At 54.0% G+C, this 18807-nt stretch carries 14 protein-coding genes and 2 pseudogenes; 11 read left to right on the forward strand and 5 right to left on the reverse strand.

Translation table 11 applies throughout. The features are described 5' to 3' along the window. Positions 1-17 precede the first annotated feature (17 nt). Positions 18-662 carry a nitroreductase family protein gene (locus WBG83_RS03960; RefSeq protein WP_336742891.1) on the reverse strand — a complete coding sequence of 215 codons (645 nt, stop codon included), beginning with the start codon at positions 660-662 and terminating at the stop codon, positions 18-20. Between the two features lie 23 nt (positions 663-685). Further along, on the reverse strand, positions 686-1105 hold the full coding sequence (locus WBG83_RS03965) for a MarR family winged helix-turn-helix transcriptional regulator (protein ID WP_336742892.1): 420 nt from the start codon (positions 1103-1105) through the stop codon (positions 686-688). Positions 1106-1372: 267 nt separating this feature from the next. Here WBG83_RS03965 and WBG83_RS03970 point away from each other — a divergent pair, with 267 nt between their 5' ends. From WBG83_RS03970 to WBG83_RS03980, 3 genes are all read left to right on the forward strand, one after another. After that, complete coding sequence (locus WBG83_RS03970; protein ID WP_336742894.1) at positions 1373-2527, forward strand: GNAT family N-acetyltransferase; 1155 nt, start codon at positions 1373-1375, stop codon at positions 2525-2527. 450 nt (positions 2528-2977) lie between these two features. Then, the gene (htpG, locus tag WBG83_RS03975) at positions 2978-4858 is read left to right on the forward strand and encodes a molecular chaperone HtpG (RefSeq protein ID WP_336742896.1); all 1881 of its coding nucleotides are present in this window, start codon (positions 2978-2980) and stop codon (positions 4856-4858) included. Positions 4859-5022: 164 nt separating this feature from the next. Beyond that, positions 5023-5826 (forward strand): hypothetical protein, encoded by an 804-nt coding sequence (locus WBG83_RS03980; RefSeq protein ID WP_336742898.1) that lies wholly within the window; start codon positions 5023-5025, stop codon positions 5824-5826. Positions 5827-6171: 345 nt separating this feature from the next. On the opposite strand, the gene WBG83_RS03985 is transcribed toward WBG83_RS03980, so the two are convergent. After that, positions 6172-7173: a CobW family GTP-binding protein gene (locus WBG83_RS03985; protein ID WP_336742900.1), complete on the reverse strand. Its 1002-nt coding sequence runs from the start codon at positions 7171-7173 to the stop codon at positions 6172-6174. A 325-nt stretch (positions 7174-7498) separates the two neighbouring features. On the opposite strand from WBG83_RS03985, the gene WBG83_RS03990 reads away from it, so the two are divergent. The 5 genes from WBG83_RS03990 (at position 7499) to WBG83_RS04010 (ending at position 12453) form a co-directional block, all read left to right on the forward strand. Then, a complete protein-coding gene (locus WBG83_RS03990) occupies positions 7499-8548 on the forward strand; it encodes a CobW family GTP-binding protein (RefSeq protein WP_336742902.1) in 1050 nt (349 codons plus the stop codon). Positions 8549-8691: 143 nt separating this feature from the next. Continuing rightward, complete coding sequence (locus tag WBG83_RS03995; RefSeq protein ID WP_336742904.1) at positions 8692-9771, forward strand: metal ABC transporter substrate-binding protein; 1080 nt, start codon at positions 8692-8694, stop codon at positions 9769-9771. A 222-nt stretch (positions 9772-9993) separates the two neighbouring features. Then, on the forward strand, positions 9994-10488 hold the full coding sequence (locus tag WBG83_RS04000; protein WP_336742905.1) for a Fur family transcriptional regulator: 495 nt from the start codon (positions 9994-9996) through the stop codon (positions 10486-10488). 112 nt (positions 10489-10600) lie between these two features. Next, positions 10601-11827 (forward strand): GTP-binding protein, encoded by a 1227-nt coding sequence (locus tag WBG83_RS04005; protein WP_442955784.1) that lies wholly within the window; start codon positions 10601-10603, stop codon positions 11825-11827. A gap of 251 nt (positions 11828-12078) precedes the next feature. Then, the gene (locus WBG83_RS04010; RefSeq protein WP_336742906.1) at positions 12079-12453 is read left to right on the forward strand and encodes a (2Fe-2S) ferredoxin domain-containing protein; all 375 of its coding nucleotides are present in this window, start codon (positions 12079-12081) and stop codon (positions 12451-12453) included. A 301-nt stretch (positions 12454-12754) separates the two neighbouring features. Here the strand turns inward: WBG83_RS04010 and WBG83_RS04015 are convergent. Then, positions 12755-13566, reverse strand: a pseudogene (locus WBG83_RS04015) (WYL domain-containing protein). Beyond that, on the reverse strand, positions 13553-14866 hold the full coding sequence (locus WBG83_RS04020) for a helix-turn-helix transcriptional regulator (protein WP_336742907.1): 1314 nt from the start codon (positions 14864-14866) through the stop codon (positions 13553-13555). The pseudogene WBG83_RS04015 and the gene WBG83_RS04020 overlap by 14 nt, the downstream one beginning before the upstream one ends. Positions 14867-15398: 532 nt before the next feature. Between WBG83_RS04020 and WBG83_RS04025 the strand changes: the two genes are divergently transcribed. The 3 genes and pseudogenes from WBG83_RS04025 to WBG83_RS04035 all read left to right on the forward strand — a co-directional run bounded on the left by WBG83_RS04025 (position 15399) and on the right by WBG83_RS04035 (position 18791). Beyond that, the gene (locus WBG83_RS04025; protein WP_336742908.1) at positions 15399-16898 is read left to right on the forward strand and encodes a TROVE domain-containing protein; all 1500 of its coding nucleotides are present in this window, start codon (positions 15399-15401) and stop codon (positions 16896-16898) included. 221 nt (positions 16899-17119) lie between these two features. Continuing rightward, positions 17120-17200: pseudogene (locus tag WBG83_RS04030) on the forward strand (DUF6884 domain-containing protein); the annotation flags it as partial. A 292-nt stretch (positions 17201-17492) separates the two neighbouring features. Continuing rightward, positions 17493-18791 (forward strand): Gfo/Idh/MocA family protein, encoded by a 1299-nt coding sequence (locus tag WBG83_RS04035; RefSeq protein ID WP_336743114.1) that lies wholly within the window; start codon positions 17493-17495, stop codon positions 18789-18791. The last annotated feature ends 16 nt before the right edge of the window (positions 18792-18807 follow it).

Below are 18807 nucleotides of genomic sequence, written 5' to 3' on the forward strand. Positions count from 1 at the left end.
TACATTAGAGTAACAATTTATTTCCAATCGGCTACGGTCTCAATAGGGAGACGGTAAGAAGGGTAGCCTTCTTTGGCTGCCTGGCCTATACTGATCAGCATGATGGGCTGGTAACGATCCTTGTCCAAATCGAAGGCTTCAGCAATTTTGTCTTTTTCATAACCCCCGATTGGGTTGGTGTCATAGCCGTGTGCACGGGCAACCAGCATGAGTTGCATGGAGACGAGACCGGCATCGATCAAGTTGACATCACGCAGGTCAGCCGCCGAGATCGTATTGTAATAGGGTTTGACAAAATTCAATTGCATATCCATAACATCCTGCGGCATATAGCCAAGCTTAACCGCATTTTCAAAAATTTCATCGAGATACTCCACATTTTTCATATCGGCGAATACGGCTATCACGGCGGAGGAGGTAAGCACCTGGGTTTGATTAAATTTAGCCAGCGAAGCAAGCTTTTCTTTGCCCTCCTTGCTTTCGATAACTAAAAAACGCCAAGGCTGCATGTTGATGGAGGAAGGAGCCCGCGTTGCTCCCATAAGAATATCGGTCATTTCCTCTTTGCTAATTTTCACTTCAGGGTTATAAGCCTTCACAGAACGACGGCCGTAGGTGATTTCGCGAAAATCATTTGTTTTTTGAAATTTGCTTTTGCTCATGAGGTGAACAGCTCCTTGTTGAGTTAGATATTGTTTTGCATCCGCTCAAGATAATCGGCGAGGAGAGTCATTTCTTCTTTACTAAAGCCTTCCAACATCTGGCGTATAAAAAGTTCTTTCTCGATTTTGTAGCCTTCTATTCGCTGATGGCCTTCCTCAGATAAAGAAACAAAGGTTTCGCGATTATCGCCGGGATTTTTGCGCCGCGTAACCATGCCGTCAGCTTCGAGCTGCTTCAGGTGTCGGGTAATGGCGGCATTGTCAATCTGAATGCGCTTTTGCAGCATGGACTGGTTAATCTCGTCGACCTCGCATAGCTCATGCAGAATCGCCAGACGGGACGAGCTAATTCCGGTACAATGCTCGAATTTGGGACGGATTTTGTTGCTCACGCCATGCAGCAGATTCAAGATTTGCTCCTCTTTGGAATGGTTGCGTGTCATGATTACGGGCCTCCCGGGGGAAATTAAACAGGAATTCATCTGCAAGCAATTGCGGGTATTCCTTGATTGCTCAATGGTTGATGTATCAATTATTGATGACTCAATCAATATAACACGCGTATTTCTAATTTGCAACCCTGCAATGAACAATTCTAATCACTATCGGTATACCGGGATAGGGGAAGACACGTTTAGAACAGTAGATTCATGTATAATAGGGTTGAAAAAATAAATGAGAATCAGCGCACGCAGAAAGGAGCTGACAGCTTGAATCGTCGTGTAGCTCTCTATGATTGCGACAGCCTCGAACGGATTGACTGGCCGGACACAGAGGATGGCCGCTATGCCAAGGCTTATCTGGAGCCGCTTATGCGCGAAGGGAGCAGGCGGTTCCTGCGTAATGTGGAAACAACACTGGTTGTTGCGCGGATAGACGATTTGGTTCTGCCCTTGACGATCAACGAAGGCGAATACAATAACGCTTATGTTTGTTCTCCGTACACGCATTATGTTACTTATGCGAAGCAAGAGCTGGCTTTATTGAACCGTCCGACGGTGGAGAGAAGCTTGTCTGTGCTGCTCGATGCCTTGGGTTACTTGATGAAAAAATCGCATCTGAACCGGGTTGTGCACGTCAATAATTGGCTGTTGTCGACGAATCTGTACCCCCGGATTTCAGGCAGCCAGGCCAGGGCCGTTTTGAATGCGGTGCGGGATGCGTTTCCCGGGCACGCGATCGTGTTCCGCTCTGTATGTCCTTCGCTTCATCCGGAGATGACTGCCGCCTTGCGGGAGGCAGGCTGCAAGCTGGTGCCCAGCCGGCAAATTTATTTGTACCGGTCCAACGATCCGGCCTTCGGAAACGCCAAGGCACGCTGGCTCCTGAAGCGGGATTACGAGCTGCTCGCCCAAAACGGGTATGCCTTTGTTGCCGCGGCGGACATGACGGACGAGGACATATCCCGAATTGCCGAGCTGTACAGGCTGCTCTATTTGGACAAATACTCCTATGACAACCCGCAATTCGATGAAGCGTTTATCCGTTTAGCCCTTCAAGCCGGGACGCTGACGCTGAACGGACTGCGCAAGGACGGGCGGCTCGATGCGGTGATGGGCTATTTTTATCGTAATGGGGTAATGACGACGCCTGTGTTCGGCTACGATACGGCGATGCCGCAATCTCTCGGGCTGTATCGTATGCTGTCGGCCTGCCTGATCCATCAGGCCCGCGAAAGCGGCAATCTGCTCCATGAGAGTGCAGGCGCCGCCCAATTCAAACGAAATCGCGGGGCTATAGCCGATATGGAATATTCTGCGGTTTTCGACCGGCATTTGCCGCTTGGAAGACGCTGGTGCTGGTCGCTTCTGGAGCGGCTTTTGAACGGTATCGGTGTGCCGCTGATGCGCAAGCTTAAGCTATAGCCGGGCGAGCAGCCGGTAATGAAGACGGGGATTTTTGATGTAAACAGCAGCCGGGACCACTTAAAATGACCTCAGCATCCGCAGTCGGGCGCGGGACGAGGTCGTTTTTTTTGCAGCCGGATTCCTGTTCGAAAGCGGCTCTCTATCGGCCATATTGCCCCGGTGCAGATGCATCCATCCTGCAAAATTCGGTGCCGAATTGCAGGGTAAGCTGCTGTATCGCTTCCCCTACCGGAATTAGGGCAAGGGTACCATCATTTGACTCGTCATTTGACTCGGGACTCCAAAACAGAGGCGGACTTAAAAAACAGCTGACCGGATTCCTTCGGCATCGATATTGACATGAAATAGGAACAATGATATAAAAGTTACGAATAGCACTCGAAGGTCGAGAGTGCTAATATACCAGGATCAATGGCATCCGTCTTCAAACTGAAAGGAGCGTTCCGAGTGGAAAAGAAACAGTTTCAGGCAGAATCCAAACGATTATTGGAGATGATGATTAATTCCATCTACACGCAGAAGGAAATTTTTTTACGAGAGCTGATCTCGAATGCTAGCGATGCAATCGATAAAATTTACTACAAAGCATTGACGGACGATAAGCTTGTTTTTGACAAGGACAATTACTATATTAAGGTCGTTGCCGACAAGGAGAACCGGACACTGACACTTAAGGACACCGGGATCGGGATGACGAAGGAGGAGCTGGAAAGCCATCTGGGCGTCATCGCCAAGAGCGGCTCGCTAGCCTTCAAGAAGGAGAACGAAGTACAGGATGGGCACACCATCATCGGCCAATTCGGCGTTGGCTTCTACTCGGCGTTTATGGTTGCTGACGTGGTGACGGTAATCAGTAAGCCGCTGGAAGGGGAAGGTGCCTACAAATGGGAGTCGACCGGCGCGGACGGCTATACCCTGGAGCCGGCAGAGAAGGATTCCGTGGGTACGGACATTATTCTCAAAATCAAAGCCAATACGGAAGAGGAGAGCTACGACGAGTTTCTGGAGGAATACCGCCTCAAAAGCATCATCAAAAAGTATTCCGACTTCATCCGTTATCCGATCAAAATGGATGTGTCCGGCAAGCGCCTGAAGGAAGGCAGCGAGAGCGAGTTCGAGGACTACACGGAAGAGCAGCGCGTCAACAGCATGGTGCCGATTTGGCGCAAAAACAAAAACGAGCTGAAAACCGAAGACTATGAAAACTTCTATGCCGAGAAGCGCTACGGCTTCGACAAGCCGCTGAAGCACATTCATATCAGTGCGGACGGTACGGTTGTTTATCAGGCGATTTTGTTTGTTCCGGAAAGCATGCCCTTTGACTACTACACCAAGGAGTTCGAAAAGGGGCTTGAGCTGTACGCCAACGGCGTCCTGATTATGGACAAATGCGCCGATCTGCTCCCGGATTATTTCAGCTTTGTCAAAGGGATGGTCGATTCGGAGAGCCTGTCGCTCAACATCTCCCGGGAAATGCTGCAGCATGACCGCCAGCTGAAGCTGATTGCCAAAAACATCGAGAGCAAAATCAAAAGCCAGCTGCTCAGCCTGCTGAAGGACGAGCGTGAGAAATACGAGAAGTTCTACGGCTCGTTCGGCAGACAGCTCAAATTCGGGGTGTACAGCGATTACGGCACGCATAAGGACACGCTGCAGGATCTCCTCCTGTTCACCTCCTCCAAGGAAAAGAAGCTGGTGACGCTGGCGGAGTATGTCGCAGCCATGCCGGAGGATCAAAAATACATTTACTACGCGACCGGTCCGTCCCATGAGCGCATCGAGAAGCTGCCGCAGACCGAGCTGGTGGCGGAAAAAGGCTATGAGATTCTGTACTTAACCGACGATATTGACGAGTTCGCCATCAAAATGCTGATGAGCTACAAGGAGAAGGAATTCAAGTCGGTTTCCAGCAGCGATCTGGGCATCGAAACGGACGAGTCCGAGAATAAAGAGGATGCGGAGCAGAACGCGCATCAGGAGCTTTTTGACCATATGAAAGCTCAGCTGGCCGACAAGGTGACGAAGGTCAAAGCGTCCAAGCGCCTGAGATCTCATCCGGTCTGCCTGTCCACAGACGGCGAGCTGACGATTGAAATGGAGAAAATCCTGAACGCCATGCCGAACAATCCGAACGTCAAGGCGGAGAAGGTGCTGGAAATCAACGTTCAGCACAGCGTATTCCAGTCGCTGCTGGATGCATACGCGAAGGATAAAGAGAAGCTGAACCTGTACACGGCGCTTCTGTACAACCAGGCGCTGCTGATTGAAGGCTTGCCGCTGCAGGATCCGGTTGAATTTACGAACGATATTTGCAAAATCATGGTGTAAGCCGGGAAACAGGCCTCCTGGTCGAAACGAAGCTGCAGTCCCCTGGGGGGCCGCAGCTTTTTTTGTGCGAATTGACTTTATATGACAGGCTTTGTACCCTCAATAGAGGGATAGAAATCCGAGCTTAGGCAAGTGAAATAAGCTTAAAACATGGAGGCATGAATATGGATCGCAAAGCCAGGAAAATTTTGCTCGACACCTTCTGGAGCAGTGCGGGCTGGAAAAGCGGGGTCCAGTTCTCAGGGGAAGCCTTCGAATATGCCAAAAGCCAGGGGGTCATGTTCGATCCCCTTACCATCAGTCACGATGATGCGGTCCGGCAGCTGGTGGAGCTGCACCGGACGATTCCGAGGCGCCGTGTGGCCCGGGCTTTTCTGCACAGCCTGTCGACCCGGAAGGTGTATCTGCGCAGCGCGCTGTCGAGCTGGGTCCTGACGCAGCATTTGGCGGCGCATGCTTTTGAAAGCAATGTCGGCCGTCCGGGGAACGGGCCGGGACTTCCGCAGGCGATGTATGGCGACTGTTACGTTTGTGACCGCTGCCGGGTAGCGTCCCGTCAGGCGTATAACGGCGAAGACCTTAATGTGCTTCAGTTCGAACGGGTCAAATGGGGCGGCATCCGGCTGAACATGCTGCTGTACTGCCTGCTGGACCTGCAGTTCCTGCCTGAAGAGGAGCCCGAGGTTACGGCGGAGGACATTGGGCTGCTGCAGGCGATTCTGGATACCATTGCAAGCAGCAGTCCGGAGGACACACCGCGTAAGCTGGAAAAGCGTTTAAACGGTGTTTTCCCGAGCAGCAAGCAGGAGCGGGATGTGCTGCTGGAGATACTCGCGTATGCCGGCATACTGGTTCCCGCCCCGGAGCCGCGAAAAGGCGGCGGGAACTCGGATTTTTTTGCGGTTATAAACTGGCGCGGAATAGATGGCTATTCGGAGCAGGCTGTACAGGAATTGTTTGCTGATTAGGGAGCGGCAGCGGCTGCTTCCTGTCTTACAGCCGGGGAGGAAAGCAGCTGCCTTCGGCAGAGCTGATCTCCAAGGCGAGCCTGAGCTAACTGAGGAGCGAGCGGCCGTTACCGTTGGTGCAGCGCTGCTCTCCCACGGCTCTCTGTAGGTCTTCCAGCTGCTTCGGCCAAGCAAGCTATAGCTTCTATATGAAATGAATAAAGAGCCCTTCATCCTCCCGTAACATGCGGACGCAGGATGAAGGGGCTCTTTGTGCGGGCCGGGTCGCTTCTCTTTCCGCACCGCGCGCAGCTCCCGGCGCGCGGTGTTTCGCTGCATGACGGCGGTCGGTCGACCACAAGCGGCCTAGGTCACCGCGCAGGAGGCGAACTGCTCGCGGAACCAGGCTTCATCCAGGCGCCGGCCGATGATGACGAATTCGCTGCGGCGGGGCTCGCTGTCGCGCCATTCCCGATCCGCATGGGCATGGAACAGCATGTGGATTCCTTGGAATACGACACGCTGCTCTACACCGTGAATATTCAGGACTCCCTTGTACCGGAACGTGTCCGGGCCATGCTCCGTAAGCCATTGCCCGATAAACTGCTCCATTTTTTTCAAATCCAGCGCACGATCCTCCCGGAGAACCAGCGAAAATACGTCATCGTGATGGTGATGATGGCTGTCCTTCAGGAAATTCGGCTCCAGCACCAGCTTTTGCTCCAGATCAAAGGCATGGAGACCGAGCACTTTGTCAAGGTCAATCGCAGACTGCTGCGTGCGGTAGATCGCGCTGGCGGGATTGATTGCCCGCAGCCGCTGCTCCAGCCGGTCCAGCTCGTTCGCTTCGGCCAAATCTGTCTTATTCAGCAAAATAACATCGGCAAAAGCGACCTGCTCCAGCGCCTCGTGACCGTCATCCAGGTGTATGCCGGCATGTCTTGCATCAACAACGGTCACGATCGCATCCAACCGGTAGAAGGCGGCAATGTCCGGGTCCGTAAAAAAGGTTTGAGCCACCGGCGCGGGATCGGCCATCCCGGTCGTTTCAATTATTACCCGGTCGAAGGTAATCCGGCGTTGGCCAGAGCCGATTCTCGCTGCCATCAGGTCGCCCAGAATGCGGATTAGATCGCTGCGCACTGTGCAGCAGATGCAGCCGTTGTTCATCTCGAATATTTCTTCATCCGCATGTACAATGAGCTGGCCGTCAATACCGGCTTCGCCGAATTCGTTGACGATAACAGCAATTTGATGGCCGTGGTGAGCCGTTAAAATGTGATTCAGTAGCGTGGTCTTGCCTGCGCCGAGGAAGCCGGTCAGCACGGTGACAGGAAGCCGCGGGTCATCGGAAAATGAATTTGACATCGCGAAGGGAACTCCTTTATAGTATGGTTTATTAATAGTAATAATTACGAATAATAAAAAGTATAAATTTCCATTGCCAACTTGTCAAACAGGGTTTGACCGACGCCACGCAGTGCCGCAACACGCGCTTGGGATTCGCGCGCGTTGGAAGGAACAGACGAACAGACACGGCCAATTGCCGACATGTGCCGTCCCTGTATCTGTTCCTTTATCCTAGGACGGAGTAAAGCATTGGTTGAAGGACAGATTCTCGTAATGGATGCCGCAGAGAAGCACCGAGCGGAACGGCAAGGAGTGGCAAGGAATGGAAGGAGAATAAAGCAGGATGAAGCGGGTCATTCCGATTTACATTCTTACCGGCTTTCTGGGCAGCGGCAAATCGACCCTGCTCACGAAAGCACTGGATTATTACCGGCACACAGGGCGCAGGCCGGCTGTAATCATGAATGAGCTCGGCAGCGTGAATTTGGATGGGCTGCTGGTTGATGGGAGCATCCCGATGGAGGAGGTGCTCAGCGGCTGTATTTGCTGCACCTCGCTTGGCGATTTAAGTATGGCCATCCGCAATTTGATAGAGCTGCATAACCCGGATGTGCTGTTTATCGAAGCTACCGGTGTGGCCAATCCGCTGCCGCTGCTCGACACGGTAAGCGATGCTTCTCTTATTGTGCCGGTGCGGATTGAGCAGGTGATTACCGTCATTGACGGTATGCAGCTGCTGAATCACCAACGGCACGGTCTTGACGAGACGCAGCAGCTGCTGGAGGACCAGATTCGGGGCGGCACGCTGCTGCTGCTGAATAAGGCGGATCTGCTCCAGGAACACGAGCTGCAGGAGGCTGAACGGCTAATTCGCACGTGGAACCCGCATGCGGTGCTGCAAAAAACCTTGTACAGCACCATAAATTTTGAGCAGATGGAGCAAGCTTCCGATGAGCCTGTTCGGAGTGGACGGAGCCCGGAAGACAGCCGGGTATGGCGGCCGAAACACGCTTTGCCGGAACCGGAACACGGAGCTTCAGCCCCGTATCATTCCTATGAGCATGTTGCGGTACATACGGTGTATGTGGACCAGCCGGTGGAACGGGCCGCCTTCGAGCGGATGATTTCCCGGCTGCCGCGGCACATATACCGGGCCAAGGGCATTCTCCGGTTTGCGGACAACGGGGAGGAGCAGTTTATTTTTCAATATGCATACGGGGACATGCAGCTATATGCCATTCGTCCGCGCGCGACGATAGCCGATGTTCTTGTATTTATCGGGGAGCATGTTTCCAAGCTGCAGCTGCAATCGCTGCTTCTTCCGGTTCTGTCCCGGCAGCGTCCGCCTCACCTGCCCCGGACATTAAAACGAGGCTCAGCAAAGCCGGTTTAACGGCCGGAAGACAGGGGTTCGGAGGCGGCGTGACGTCTTATCGTAAAAATTACTATTTACAAAACGATTTTCATTCAGTATGATAGTCCAAGAGAATTTCGTAATGATTACAATTTGGAATGGTGTATGGAGGTTGAATTTTAATGAACACTTGGTTAAAAACATGCTTTGCCGTCGTATTGGCATCCAGCTTTGCGCTTGCAGGCTGCGGGAAGCAAGAGGTTCCGGCTGCGCAAACCCCGCAGTCCAGCCCGGCTTCGGAAGTGAAGCCGACGGTTGTTGCCAGCTTTTACCCGTTGTATGAATTTGCCCGGAATGTTGCCGGGGACAAAGCGACTGTCGTCAATCTTGTGCCGGCCGGCGTAGAGCCGCATGACTGGGAGCCGACCGCCAAGGATATGAAGCAGATACAAGAGGCAAACGTCTTCGTTTATAACGGAGCGGGGATGGAGCATTGGGTCGAAAAAACCTTGTCCAGCGTGAAGCAGGATAAGCGGATCGTTGTAGAAGCAAGCAAAGGGCTGGAATTAATGGCGGGCGCGGGCCATAGCCACGAACATGGTGATGAGGATGACCATGATCATGAGCACGAGAAGGACGGCAGCCACACTAACGAGAAAGCGGACGCATCCGAAGCTGGGAAAGCCGATGACCACGATCACGCCAAGGAAGCGGACGGTCATGGACACGAAGAAGAAAGCATGGACCCGCACGTCTGGCTCGATCCGGTTTTGGCGCAAAAGCAGGTTCAGGCCATTCAGGCGGCACTGGAACAAGCCGATCCGGCTAACAAAGCTGCCTACAAAACAAATGCGGATGCATACATAGCCAAGCTGCAGGCGCTTGACAAGGAGTTTAAGGAGGGGCTGGCCGGCGCAAAACGGAAGGAGTTTGTGACACAGCATACCGCATTCGGTTATCTGGCCAAGCGCTACAGCTTGACGCAGGTGCCGATAGCCGGACTGTCGCCGGAGCAGGAGCCGACCCCGGCCAAAATGGCCGATATTGTGAAGTTTGCCAAGGAGCATCAGGTTAAAACGATTTTTTTCGAAACTTTGGCTGCGCCAAAGGTTGCCGAAACCGTGGCGAAGGAGATTGGGGCTAAATCAGCGGTACTGAATCCGATTGAAGGACTGACCGATGAGGACAAAAGCAAAAATCTCGATTATATCGGTATCATGAGAAACAATCTGCAGGCGTTAAAGGCTGCACTCAATGAATAGAGCGGGAATCGGCCAAGCGTGAAGCTTTCCGTCCCGCCGGGGCGGCACGGGTACCGCAGGGCAGCTGCACATGTCGGCGAACCGGTATTCTGCGCGCGGCTTTCCGGGTCCCGGCGGGGTTTGACGGGCATCGATCTGGTTTGAATCAGAAGGATGCCCGTTTATCCTGATATCAAATCGTAATAATTACGCTTTATAAGCGGGTTCGGGAGGCGTTTAGAAATGCCCGGCAATAAAAATCAGCAGGGCTGCGGCCAGGAAGCAGAGCAGATCTCCGGACCATCCCGGGCAGAGCAGTGGGAGGAGCTAATCGGCCGTCTAACGAGACAGGGTGTCCGGGTCACGAAGCAGCGCAAGCAGGCGCTGAAGCTGTTTTTTGAAGCGGGCGGCTTTCTTGCGGCGATGGACATTTACGGCAAGCTGGCCCAGCTGTATCCGGGCATTAGCTATGGTACGGTATACCGTACGCTTCGGCTGTTTCAGGAGAACGGACTGGTGGAGCAATTTGTCTATAATCATGGCGTTCGATACAGGTTAATCGGGCCAGGCCGAGTTCAGGAGCTTTATCATCTGATTTGTGTCCGCTGCGAGAAGACGAAGTCGGTTCCCCATGAACCGTCCCGGCTTGCTGAAGGGTTGCAGGAGCAGTTCAAACCGCTCAGCTACAAGCTCGAAGTATACGGCTATTGCTCCGATTGTCAGGAGCCCGCCCGTTAAACAGGCGTGAGGATGGAGCGCCGGATAATGCTCGCTTGCTTCCGGCAGGGCTGCCCCTGCGCGAAGGTGTATACGTTTAGAAAATATGGTGACTTCTGAGGAGGACTACGAAATGAATGCAACAATGAACTCGAACAAAATTCCGGTAACTGTTCTGAGCGGCTATTTGGGCGCAGGCAAAACAACGATTCTTAATCATGTGCTTCATAACCGTGAGGGCATGCGGGTCGCTGTCATCGTCAATGATTTGGGCGAGGTGAATATTGATGCTGCCCTGATTAAGGAGGCAGGGGGGCTGTCCCGTACCGACGAGAAGCTGGTGGAGATGTCCAACGGCTGCATTTGCTGTACCCTGCGCGAGGATTTGCTGCAGGAGGTGGAACGGCTGGCCAATGAAGGCCGGTTTGATTACATCCTGATTGAATCCACCGGTGTCGGTGAACCGATCCCGGTCGCGCAAACCTTTACTTACATTGATGAGGAGCATAACATCGATTTGTCCCGGCTGTGCCGTCTCGATACGATGGTAACGGTCGTGGACGCGTACCGGTTCTGGCACGATTTCTCCTCCGGGGAGACGCTGCTGGACAGGCAGCAGGCGGTGGACGGGCAGGATACACGGGACGTTGTGGATTTGCTGATCAGCCAAATTGAATTTTGCGACGTGCTGCTTCTGAATAAATGTGATATGGTGGATCAGGAGGATTTGGATGAGCTGGAGCAGGTGCTGCGCAAGCTGCAGCCCCGGGCCAAGCTGTACCGGATTAGCAAGGGCCAAATTGATCCCAAGGCTATTCTGAATACCGGCTTATTCGATTTCGAAGAGGCCAGCAATTCCGCCGGCTGGCTGCATGAGCTGGAGCATGAGCATCATACTCCGGAAACGGAGGAGTATGATATTTCTTCTTTTGTGTACGAACGGAATAAGCCGTTCCATCCGGGCCGCCTGATGGCATGGATGGCGGATTGGCCGGAGGAGGTCGTGCGGGCCAAAGGGATTATCTGGCTTGCGACACGGCACAATCTGGCTCAAAGCCTGAGCCAAGCCGGTCCTTCCATTCAGTTCGGTCCTGCGGGCTATTGGATTGCGGCGCTGCCGGAGGCCGAGCAGCGGCAAATTATGGCGGAGGAGCCCGAGGTGAGCAAGAGCTGGGACCCGGTGTACGGGGACCGTGCCAGCAAGTTCGTGCTGATTGGCATAAAGCTGGATAAAAAGGAGCTGACGGCACAGCTGGACGCGTGCCTGCTGTCAGAGGAGGAAATGCGGCAGGACTGGGGACAGCTTGCCGATGACTTTCCGAACGCGGCTGACGAGCAGCTGGAATACGGGCTTCAATAAATTCGCAGCAGACGGCCCGCAGAGATGCTGTCCGCTGTCTGATTAGCTCAGGACCTGTATTTTGAGGGCGCGCGGAGGCTGAATGAGGCTCAGGAGGCGGCAGCACGAAAGCTCCTTTTTTGACGGTATAGAACGCATCTCTTCTTTTACGGAATGCTTGTGTGAGCGGATGACGGTGAAGGCACACAGCCGGATACATCGTCATAAAGCTAAAAGAGAGAAGCAAGGATGAAGCGAGGAGTGTTGCCCAAATGACGACATGGAACTTGTCCGGTACCCGCCATCATGTGCTTATCTGCAACGGCGGCAGCTGTATGCGCCGTCAAGGGGAAGAAGTGACGCAGGCCATTCGGGCTGAAATTGCGGTTCAGGGCGCGGATGCGGTCATTCATACGACGCGGACCCGCTGTAACGGACGCTGTGAGGACGCTTGTGTAATTGCAGTGTATCCGGAGGGAATCTGGTATCAGGGGGTTACCCCGGAGCTGGGGGAGCGGATTGTCCGGGAGCATCTGCTTCAGGGCGAGCCGCTCGTGCAGCATATCGCTTTTACATATGAGCAGGAAAAGGGCTTTACCCCGACCGGGCTGGCCAGTCCCGGCATACAGAAGACCGGGAGCAAGTAAGCGTGGGTGTATAGGAAACATGGCCGTGTGATAGCGCTAATCTCTCATTCATCCTGCATTAGTCTTAGACATTGATGGAAGCGGCGATCCCGGAGGCGGGACGCCGCTATTTCATATCATGAAATCGTAATAATTACGATAAATACGATAATTACGATTAATGGAGGGCGTTTTTAATGAACACAAGCACACCATCGAAAGCACACCATCGGAGCAGACCGGATTCCGGTTACCGTTGTTTTTGTATCCGCATACCGTTCATAGCCGTTGTCCGCAGGATCATCTATTCCGGCCAGCCCGGCTAAACGCTCTCCTCCGTATCGACGGCTTCTACTCCATACCGGCTCAGCGCCTTGGTGGCGGATTCCAGCATCCGCCGTTTCAGCTGCTCTCCTTGCAGGACCCGCACTCTTTTGCCCAGGAACCGGATTTTGGACAATATGTATTCACTTTCATTGCCGATGTAAGTCACATGAATGTGATAGCGGTTCGCCTCGGCATCATATTCCACCTGCTTGTCGAAGCAGGAGAACGCGTACAAAATGCGGGACAGCTCTTTATTGTACATGCTTACAATTTCAATGACGGCCGTTTGCTTCTTCTCCTCCAGCATTTGGCTGATTCGCTGCGTATACTGCTCGGCTTCCCCGGGAGCAAGCGGCTCTTCAGCGAGACGGACGATGGTCTCCAGCCGGGTGCTCATCAGCATCGTATGGCGGGGATGAACCCAGAGCAGGTACCATTCTTTTTTGACCATCGAATATTCCAGCTTGTAGGGGAAGCCGTGCTTGCCCCCGGTGAGCCGGCCGTTTTTCTGGCGGACCACCATACGTATGCCCGAACGGCCCGCAATGATTCGCCGGATGCTTCGAATCAGCGGATGATATAGTTGCTTCTCCCCTCCATGAAGCTGTCCCCGATATCCAGCGCATCATCGGCCTGCAGCATCCTGCGAAGCTTATCTAGTGTGGACGGCATGAAGGCTTTTCCGGCGGAGGGGGCCTCCAGCATCATTTTCAGCCAGGCCCGCTCATGAGCGGTTACAGTAAAGGTGCCGGATTCCCCCAGCCGGGACATGACCTGGTAGTTAAACACCTTTTCAAACGGATTCATAATAAGCCGCAATCTCCTTCCATTCCGCAATGAATTCCTTCCGCAGCCTTCTTGGCTCCAGCACTTCACAGCTAGAGCCGAAGCTGCGCAGCCATGGCTTGATTTCAGTCAGCCCGTTGACGGTGATTTCATAGATAAACGAGTCCTCTTCCTCCGCCACAATCGTGCCCCATTGACCCTGCAGCAGCACCCGCTCTTTAATGAAATTGGGCTGGTTCCCGTCAGGGTTGAAGAAACGGGCCCGTACAGTGACCGGCTCCCCCGTATCCACCAGCCAGCTGTATTTCATTTTTTGCTCCAGGCTTTCCAGCCGTTCGGCATAAAAGGCTTCATCAACTTCCGCGCCGGCTTCGATTTGGGTCAGCCCCTCCATCCGGAACTTCGTAATTCCTTTCCGGGCGGTGTGCCCAATCAAATACCAGCGTCCGTATTGGTGGTCGTAAATAATTTTGAGCGGCAGCAAATCAATTTCCTGGCCTTCCGTATCGCGCTCGAACAGCGGGTTCGTATTTTGCGATGTGTAGGCCTCGGCCGCTTTCGGAGAGAAGTACAGAAACCGGACCCTGCGCCGCTGGCGGATAAGCGCCAGCAGGGTATACAGGTGCGCTTCATCCAGAATGCGGGAGTAATAATGGTATTTATACAGAAACGGCTCGGTCAGCTCCCGCTCGCTTGTTTGCTGGGCCACGGCTTTTTTCAAGCTGTCCCGAAGCAGATAGCCCTGCACGGAAGGGACCTGTGTCCCGGCCATGATGTCCACGAAATCATATAAATCCAGCAGCTCTTCGAAGGTCAGATCCTTCACCAGCCCGTCTTCCACACGGTAACGGTAAGGTCTGCCGCCCGGCTCCTTGCGCACGACGCCAACCTCCTCAAGATACTTCAAATCGGACCGGATGGTCTTTTCGTCGGGCAGCGCCAGCTCCTCGGGCAGGCTGCGGCTGCACACATCGAGCAGCTCCAGCGCTGTGCAGGCCTGCTCCCGCATAGCGGCCAGCAGCAGAGAAAGCCGGCGGCTCTCGGATTCCTTCAGCGATTTGGCCCGGTACAGGAACAGCAGCACCGGATCGGCGGATTCGTAATAGTTGAAGCGCAGCATATCCGCGAATTCCTTCCCCTGCTCTCCGGGAAGCTGCTGGTGCACCGTCCCCACAATTTCCTTCAAGCGCTTCAAGGTTTTATCGAAGGTATGAATAGAAATGCCGAGCTTTTTGGCGAACTGCCCCCGGCTGTAAGCTCCGCTTGTCAGCACAAGCAGGCGCAGGAATTGAATTTCTTTGTCAAAGCTTTCTCTGGCCATCATTGCCCTCCGTCCGGGTTTAACATGTTCTTCCATTGTAGCAGGGCGGGCCGGGTGTGCAAACGGAAAAATTTCTTTTATCCGAGTCCGGTCATTCCCTGCGGAAGAGCCATGCGGTCGGGCTGAATTTTTTTGCAGGTTGTAATACTTTCGCCATGTTCGGAACGCCTGAAATGAGTGAAAATAGCTCTTGTAAGGCAGACACCCGTCAGAGGGCTGAGCCGACAACAAACCATCAGCTGAGGCGCAGGAAGGGGTTACTTCGCCAAGGGGCAGATGCCGGTTCAATTCCGGCTCCCGCCGGTTGCGGCGGGATAGTTTAACGGGGAAAATGGTCTTTCGTACCTCTCCGGGTCTTTCCTCAGATGAGTCATGAAGCAAAGGAATGATCGGGGCGAGGCGCAGGAAGGGGCTCCTTCGCTAAAGAAGCCAACATTGTAGTATCCGGGGCAGTACGGCAGGTTCGACTCCTGCAGACAGCCTTCCTTGCTTCTGCCTCGCACCGCGCCATTCTTTTCAGGAGGTTATGAAAATGAGCGTTGCCAAAAAAATGTTCGCGAGTCAGCTGCCGACGGCATTCAATAAACACGGATTTCCGGCGTATACCCGCTCGGAGGAAGAGCAATATATTCAAACCCTGCTGACGAACACGCTGGGCAGCACGTTTTATGCCGGGGCCGGCGAGCTGCTGGAAGATGCCGCTGCGCTGCACACCGTGATGGCCGGCAAGAACCCGGAATTTATGGCCAAGGCGCTGGTGTTTGCCCGCAACGAAGGCTTGATGCGGCTGCAGCCGCTGTTCGGGCTGGCCATACTGTCGGCCCACCGCCCGGATTTGTTTGCCAAAGTATTTCCCAGCGTTGTCCGCATTCCTTCCGACTTGTCGGATTTCCTGACCATTTTGAAGGGGCTGGGCCGCGGGGAAGGCGGCCGGGCGGTCAAACGGCAGGTCAACCGTTTTCTAGCGAATGTAACGGAGTACTGGGCGTTGAAGTATAACGGCCGGGGACGCGGCTACAGCCTGGGGGATGCGATTGCGACTGCGCATCCGAAGCCGCAGGATTTGCAGCAGCAGGCCTTGTACCGTTATTTGCGCGGACAGGAGGCGAATCTGGCGCTGCTGCCGCAGGTGGAGGCGCTCGAACAGCTGAAGCGGGCGGAGACGGAGGCCGAGCAAATCGCCTGGATCGGCAAGGGCCGCCTGCCCTATGAAACGGTGACCGGCGCTATCAAGCCGACCAGAGCTGTATGGGAGGCGCTGCTGTACCAGATGCCGACCTTCGCACTGCTGCGGCACTTGAATGCGCTGGATCGTGCCGGTGTGTTCGAAAACCGGACCAATCTGGACTATGTTGCGGCCCGATTGACGGACCGGGAGGCGCTGCGCAAATCCAGCATTTTGCCGTTCCGGTTCGCCGCCGCTTTTCGTCAAATCCAGCGTCCTGAGCTGCGCGATGCGCTCCGGGAAGCCGTAGAGCTTACGTTCGGGCATCTGCCGGATATCGGCGACAACACGGCGATTTTCCTGGACGTCTCCGGCTCGATGGACGGTGAATACCTGCAAATCGGCTCCGTGTTCGCCTTGGCGCTGTACAAGAAAACAAACGGGAGCTCCCTGTTCTGGCTGTTCGACACCGAGGTCATCCATGCCATGCCTTCGCGCCATGACAGCATTCTGACCCAAGCGGATCGCATCCATGCGCGGGGCGGAACAGATACAGGCGCGCCGGTGCGGGGCTTAATCAAGCAGCAAAAGCGCGTAGATCAAATCATTATCATCACCGACGAGCAGCAAAACAGCGGAAGCCCCTTCTATACGGAGCTGGCAAATTACCGGGCCAAAATCAACCCGAATGTCAAAGCCTTTATCGTCGATATCTCACCGTATCGCCATGCCATGGTTCCTCCGCAGGATGCAAACACCTTTTACATTTACGGCTGGAGCGACCAGGTGCTGAGCTACATTGCTCAAACGGTAAAAGGCTACCGGACGATGGTTCAGCGGGTGGAGGCGATCCATTTCGATTCTTGAGCCTGAGAAATAAAGTGAAATGAAGCGCTACAAGCCATAGAACTTGACAAATGGCCTGCAGGAGAGACACTTATGACAGAAGTGGCTTTCTTGCAGGCCATACGCTGCTGTACGATGGGGATTGGTCATCTGATGTTCTCTTATATCCGGTATCATAATGAATATGAACCATCATTGATCCGCAACGGCGACTATAGCATAAAAAGGAGCTTGAATAGGGTATGAAACGTCTGTGCATTATTCCTTGCGGGCTTAGAAAAATATGGGACAGCAGCCCGGACGCAGCAGGTGTTCGGGGAGAATTGCCGGATCAGCGATCCGCTCACCGGTACGAAAGGCATCGGCCATAGGCTGCAAAGGCTGGACGCCGCGCTGAAGACCGGTCAGACGCTGTAAGAACGGCGGCAAACCATCCTTCATCATCGTCAAGACGAAACCACACGCAGCCTCACGCAAAAATCCCAAGGCGACGAAAGGGACAAATAAGAACAAAACCGGTGTAAAGACAGCATGAAAAAGCAATTTTTATGCCAGGGGGTGTACTATAATGAAACCGTTCAGTTACAAACCATTACGGAAACGGAGATGAGGCAGATGAAAACATACGTGGTTTGCGGTGTGAGCGGACGGGCTATCGGCATGTTTATAGAACCGATCGTGAAAACGTTCTCAGCACATGGGCAGGTGGTTGGACTGCTGGATGTGGACCCGCGCAGGTTCGAGGTATGCTTCGAGCGCATCCCGCAGCTGAGCGGAATTCCCGTCTATGCCCCGGATCAGTTTGAGAGCATGATTCGCGAGACGCAGCCGGACGTTGTTATTGTAGCCGGAGCGGATCATACGCATGAGCAGTATATCGTTAAGGCGCTGGAGCATGATCTGGATGTCATTACCGAGAAGCCGATGGCGACGACCAGCGAAGAGTGCCGCCGAATTTTGGACGCGGAGGCGAAGAGTAAGGGCAAAGTTACCGTTGCCTTCAATTACCGGTATATGCCGATTCATACGAAGCTGAAGGAAATGATTCTGGAGGGCAAAATCGGGCGCGTTACGTCGGTGGACCTGAACTGGTATATCGATACGTTTCATGGCGCCAGCTACTTCAAACGCTGGAACCGGGTCAGAAGCAATTCGGGCGGCCTGTCCATTCATAAAAGCACACACCACTTCGATCTGGTGAACTGGTGGATTGATCAGGTTCCGGTGGAGGCTTTTGCGTACGGGGCCTTGAACTATTACGGGCCCAACGGGGAGCTGAATCCGGCCAAGGAAGACGGCCGCTACTGCGGCACCTGTACCGTGAAGCAGGACTGCTCGTACTATATGCGGTGGTCCACGCGGAGCCGTGAGGTGGTTCCGGTTGATGATCATGTCGGGTCCGTAACCCAGCTTCAAGGTCAAAGCAACTATACCGGATACCGGCCGGACGCCTGTATTTTCGACTCCGAGATCGATATTGAAGACACCTACACGGCTGTCGTCAAATACGACCGCGGGGCGCTGCTCAGCTATTCCGTCAATTTCTCCGTGCCCTATGAAGGCTACCGTCTTGCCATTAACGGCACGAAGGGCCGTCTGGAAACGCAGGAGTATCATTCGCCGGGCCGGACGCCGTTCCCGGTTCCGCAGCAAACGATCGACTATTTGCCGCTGTTCGGCTCGAAGGAAACGATCCATGTCGTCTTTACCGAGGGCGGTCACGGCGGCGGGGACCCGGTTATTTTGGAGGATATGTTCCTGGGTCCGGACCCCCGCAGATCGTATGAAATCTTGTCCGGAGCCCGGGCGGGCACCAATTCCGTCTTGACCGGCGAAGCGGTTTGGAAGTCGGTCCAATCCGGCGCTCCGGTCCGTATTCAGGAGCTTCTGGAGGATCGTTCAGAACAAAACTGATACTACGGGTAGACCG

Origin of the sequence: Paenibacillus sp. y28 (assembly GCF_037137075.1) — a bacterium.
Classification (GTDB): Bacteria; Bacillota; Bacilli; order Paenibacillales; family NBRC-103111; genus JBBBNV01.

What these genes read in the sequence shown, in the direction of transcription:
- WBG83_RS03960 (WP_336742891.1), bottom strand. Translation starts at nt 662, where the DNA reads ATGAGCAAAAGCAAATTTCAAAAAACAAATGATTTTCGCGAAATCACC.
- WBG83_RS03965 (WP_336742892.1), bottom strand. Translation starts at nt 1,105, where the DNA reads ATGACACGCAACCATTCCAAAGAGGAGCAAATCTTGAATCTGCTGCAT.
- WBG83_RS03980 (WP_336742898.1), top strand. Translation starts at nt 5,023, where the DNA reads ATGGATCGCAAAGCCAGGAAAATTTTGCTCGACACCTTCTGGAGCAGT.
- WBG83_RS03985 (WP_336742900.1), bottom strand. Translation starts at nt 7,173, where the DNA reads ATGTCAAATTCATTTTCCGATGACCCGCGGCTTCCTGTCACCGTGCTG.
- WBG83_RS03990 (WP_336742902.1), top strand. Translation starts at nt 7,499, where the DNA reads ATGAAGCGGGTCATTCCGATTTACATTCTTACCGGCTTTCTGGGCAGC.
- WBG83_RS03995 (WP_336742904.1), top strand. Translation starts at nt 8,692, where the DNA reads ATGAACACTTGGTTAAAAACATGCTTTGCCGTCGTATTGGCATCCAGC.
- WBG83_RS04000 (WP_336742905.1), top strand. Translation starts at nt 9,994, where the DNA reads ATGCCCGGCAATAAAAATCAGCAGGGCTGCGGCCAGGAAGCAGAGCAG.
- WBG83_RS04005 (WP_442955784.1), top strand. Translation starts at nt 10,601, where the DNA reads ATGAATGCAACAATGAACTCGAACAAAATTCCGGTAACTGTTCTGAGC.
- WBG83_RS04010 (WP_336742906.1), top strand. Translation starts at nt 12,079, where the DNA reads ATGACGACATGGAACTTGTCCGGTACCCGCCATCATGTGCTTATCTGC.
- WBG83_RS04020 (WP_336742907.1), bottom strand. Translation starts at nt 14,866, where the DNA reads ATGGCCAGAGAAAGCTTTGACAAAGAAATTCAATTCCTGCGCCTGCTT.
- WBG83_RS04025 (WP_336742908.1), top strand. Translation starts at nt 15,399, where the DNA reads ATGAGCGTTGCCAAAAAAATGTTCGCGAGTCAGCTGCCGACGGCATTC.
- WBG83_RS04035 (WP_336743114.1), top strand. Translation starts at nt 17,493, where the DNA reads ATGAAAACATACGTGGTTTGCGGTGTGAGCGGACGGGCTATCGGCATG.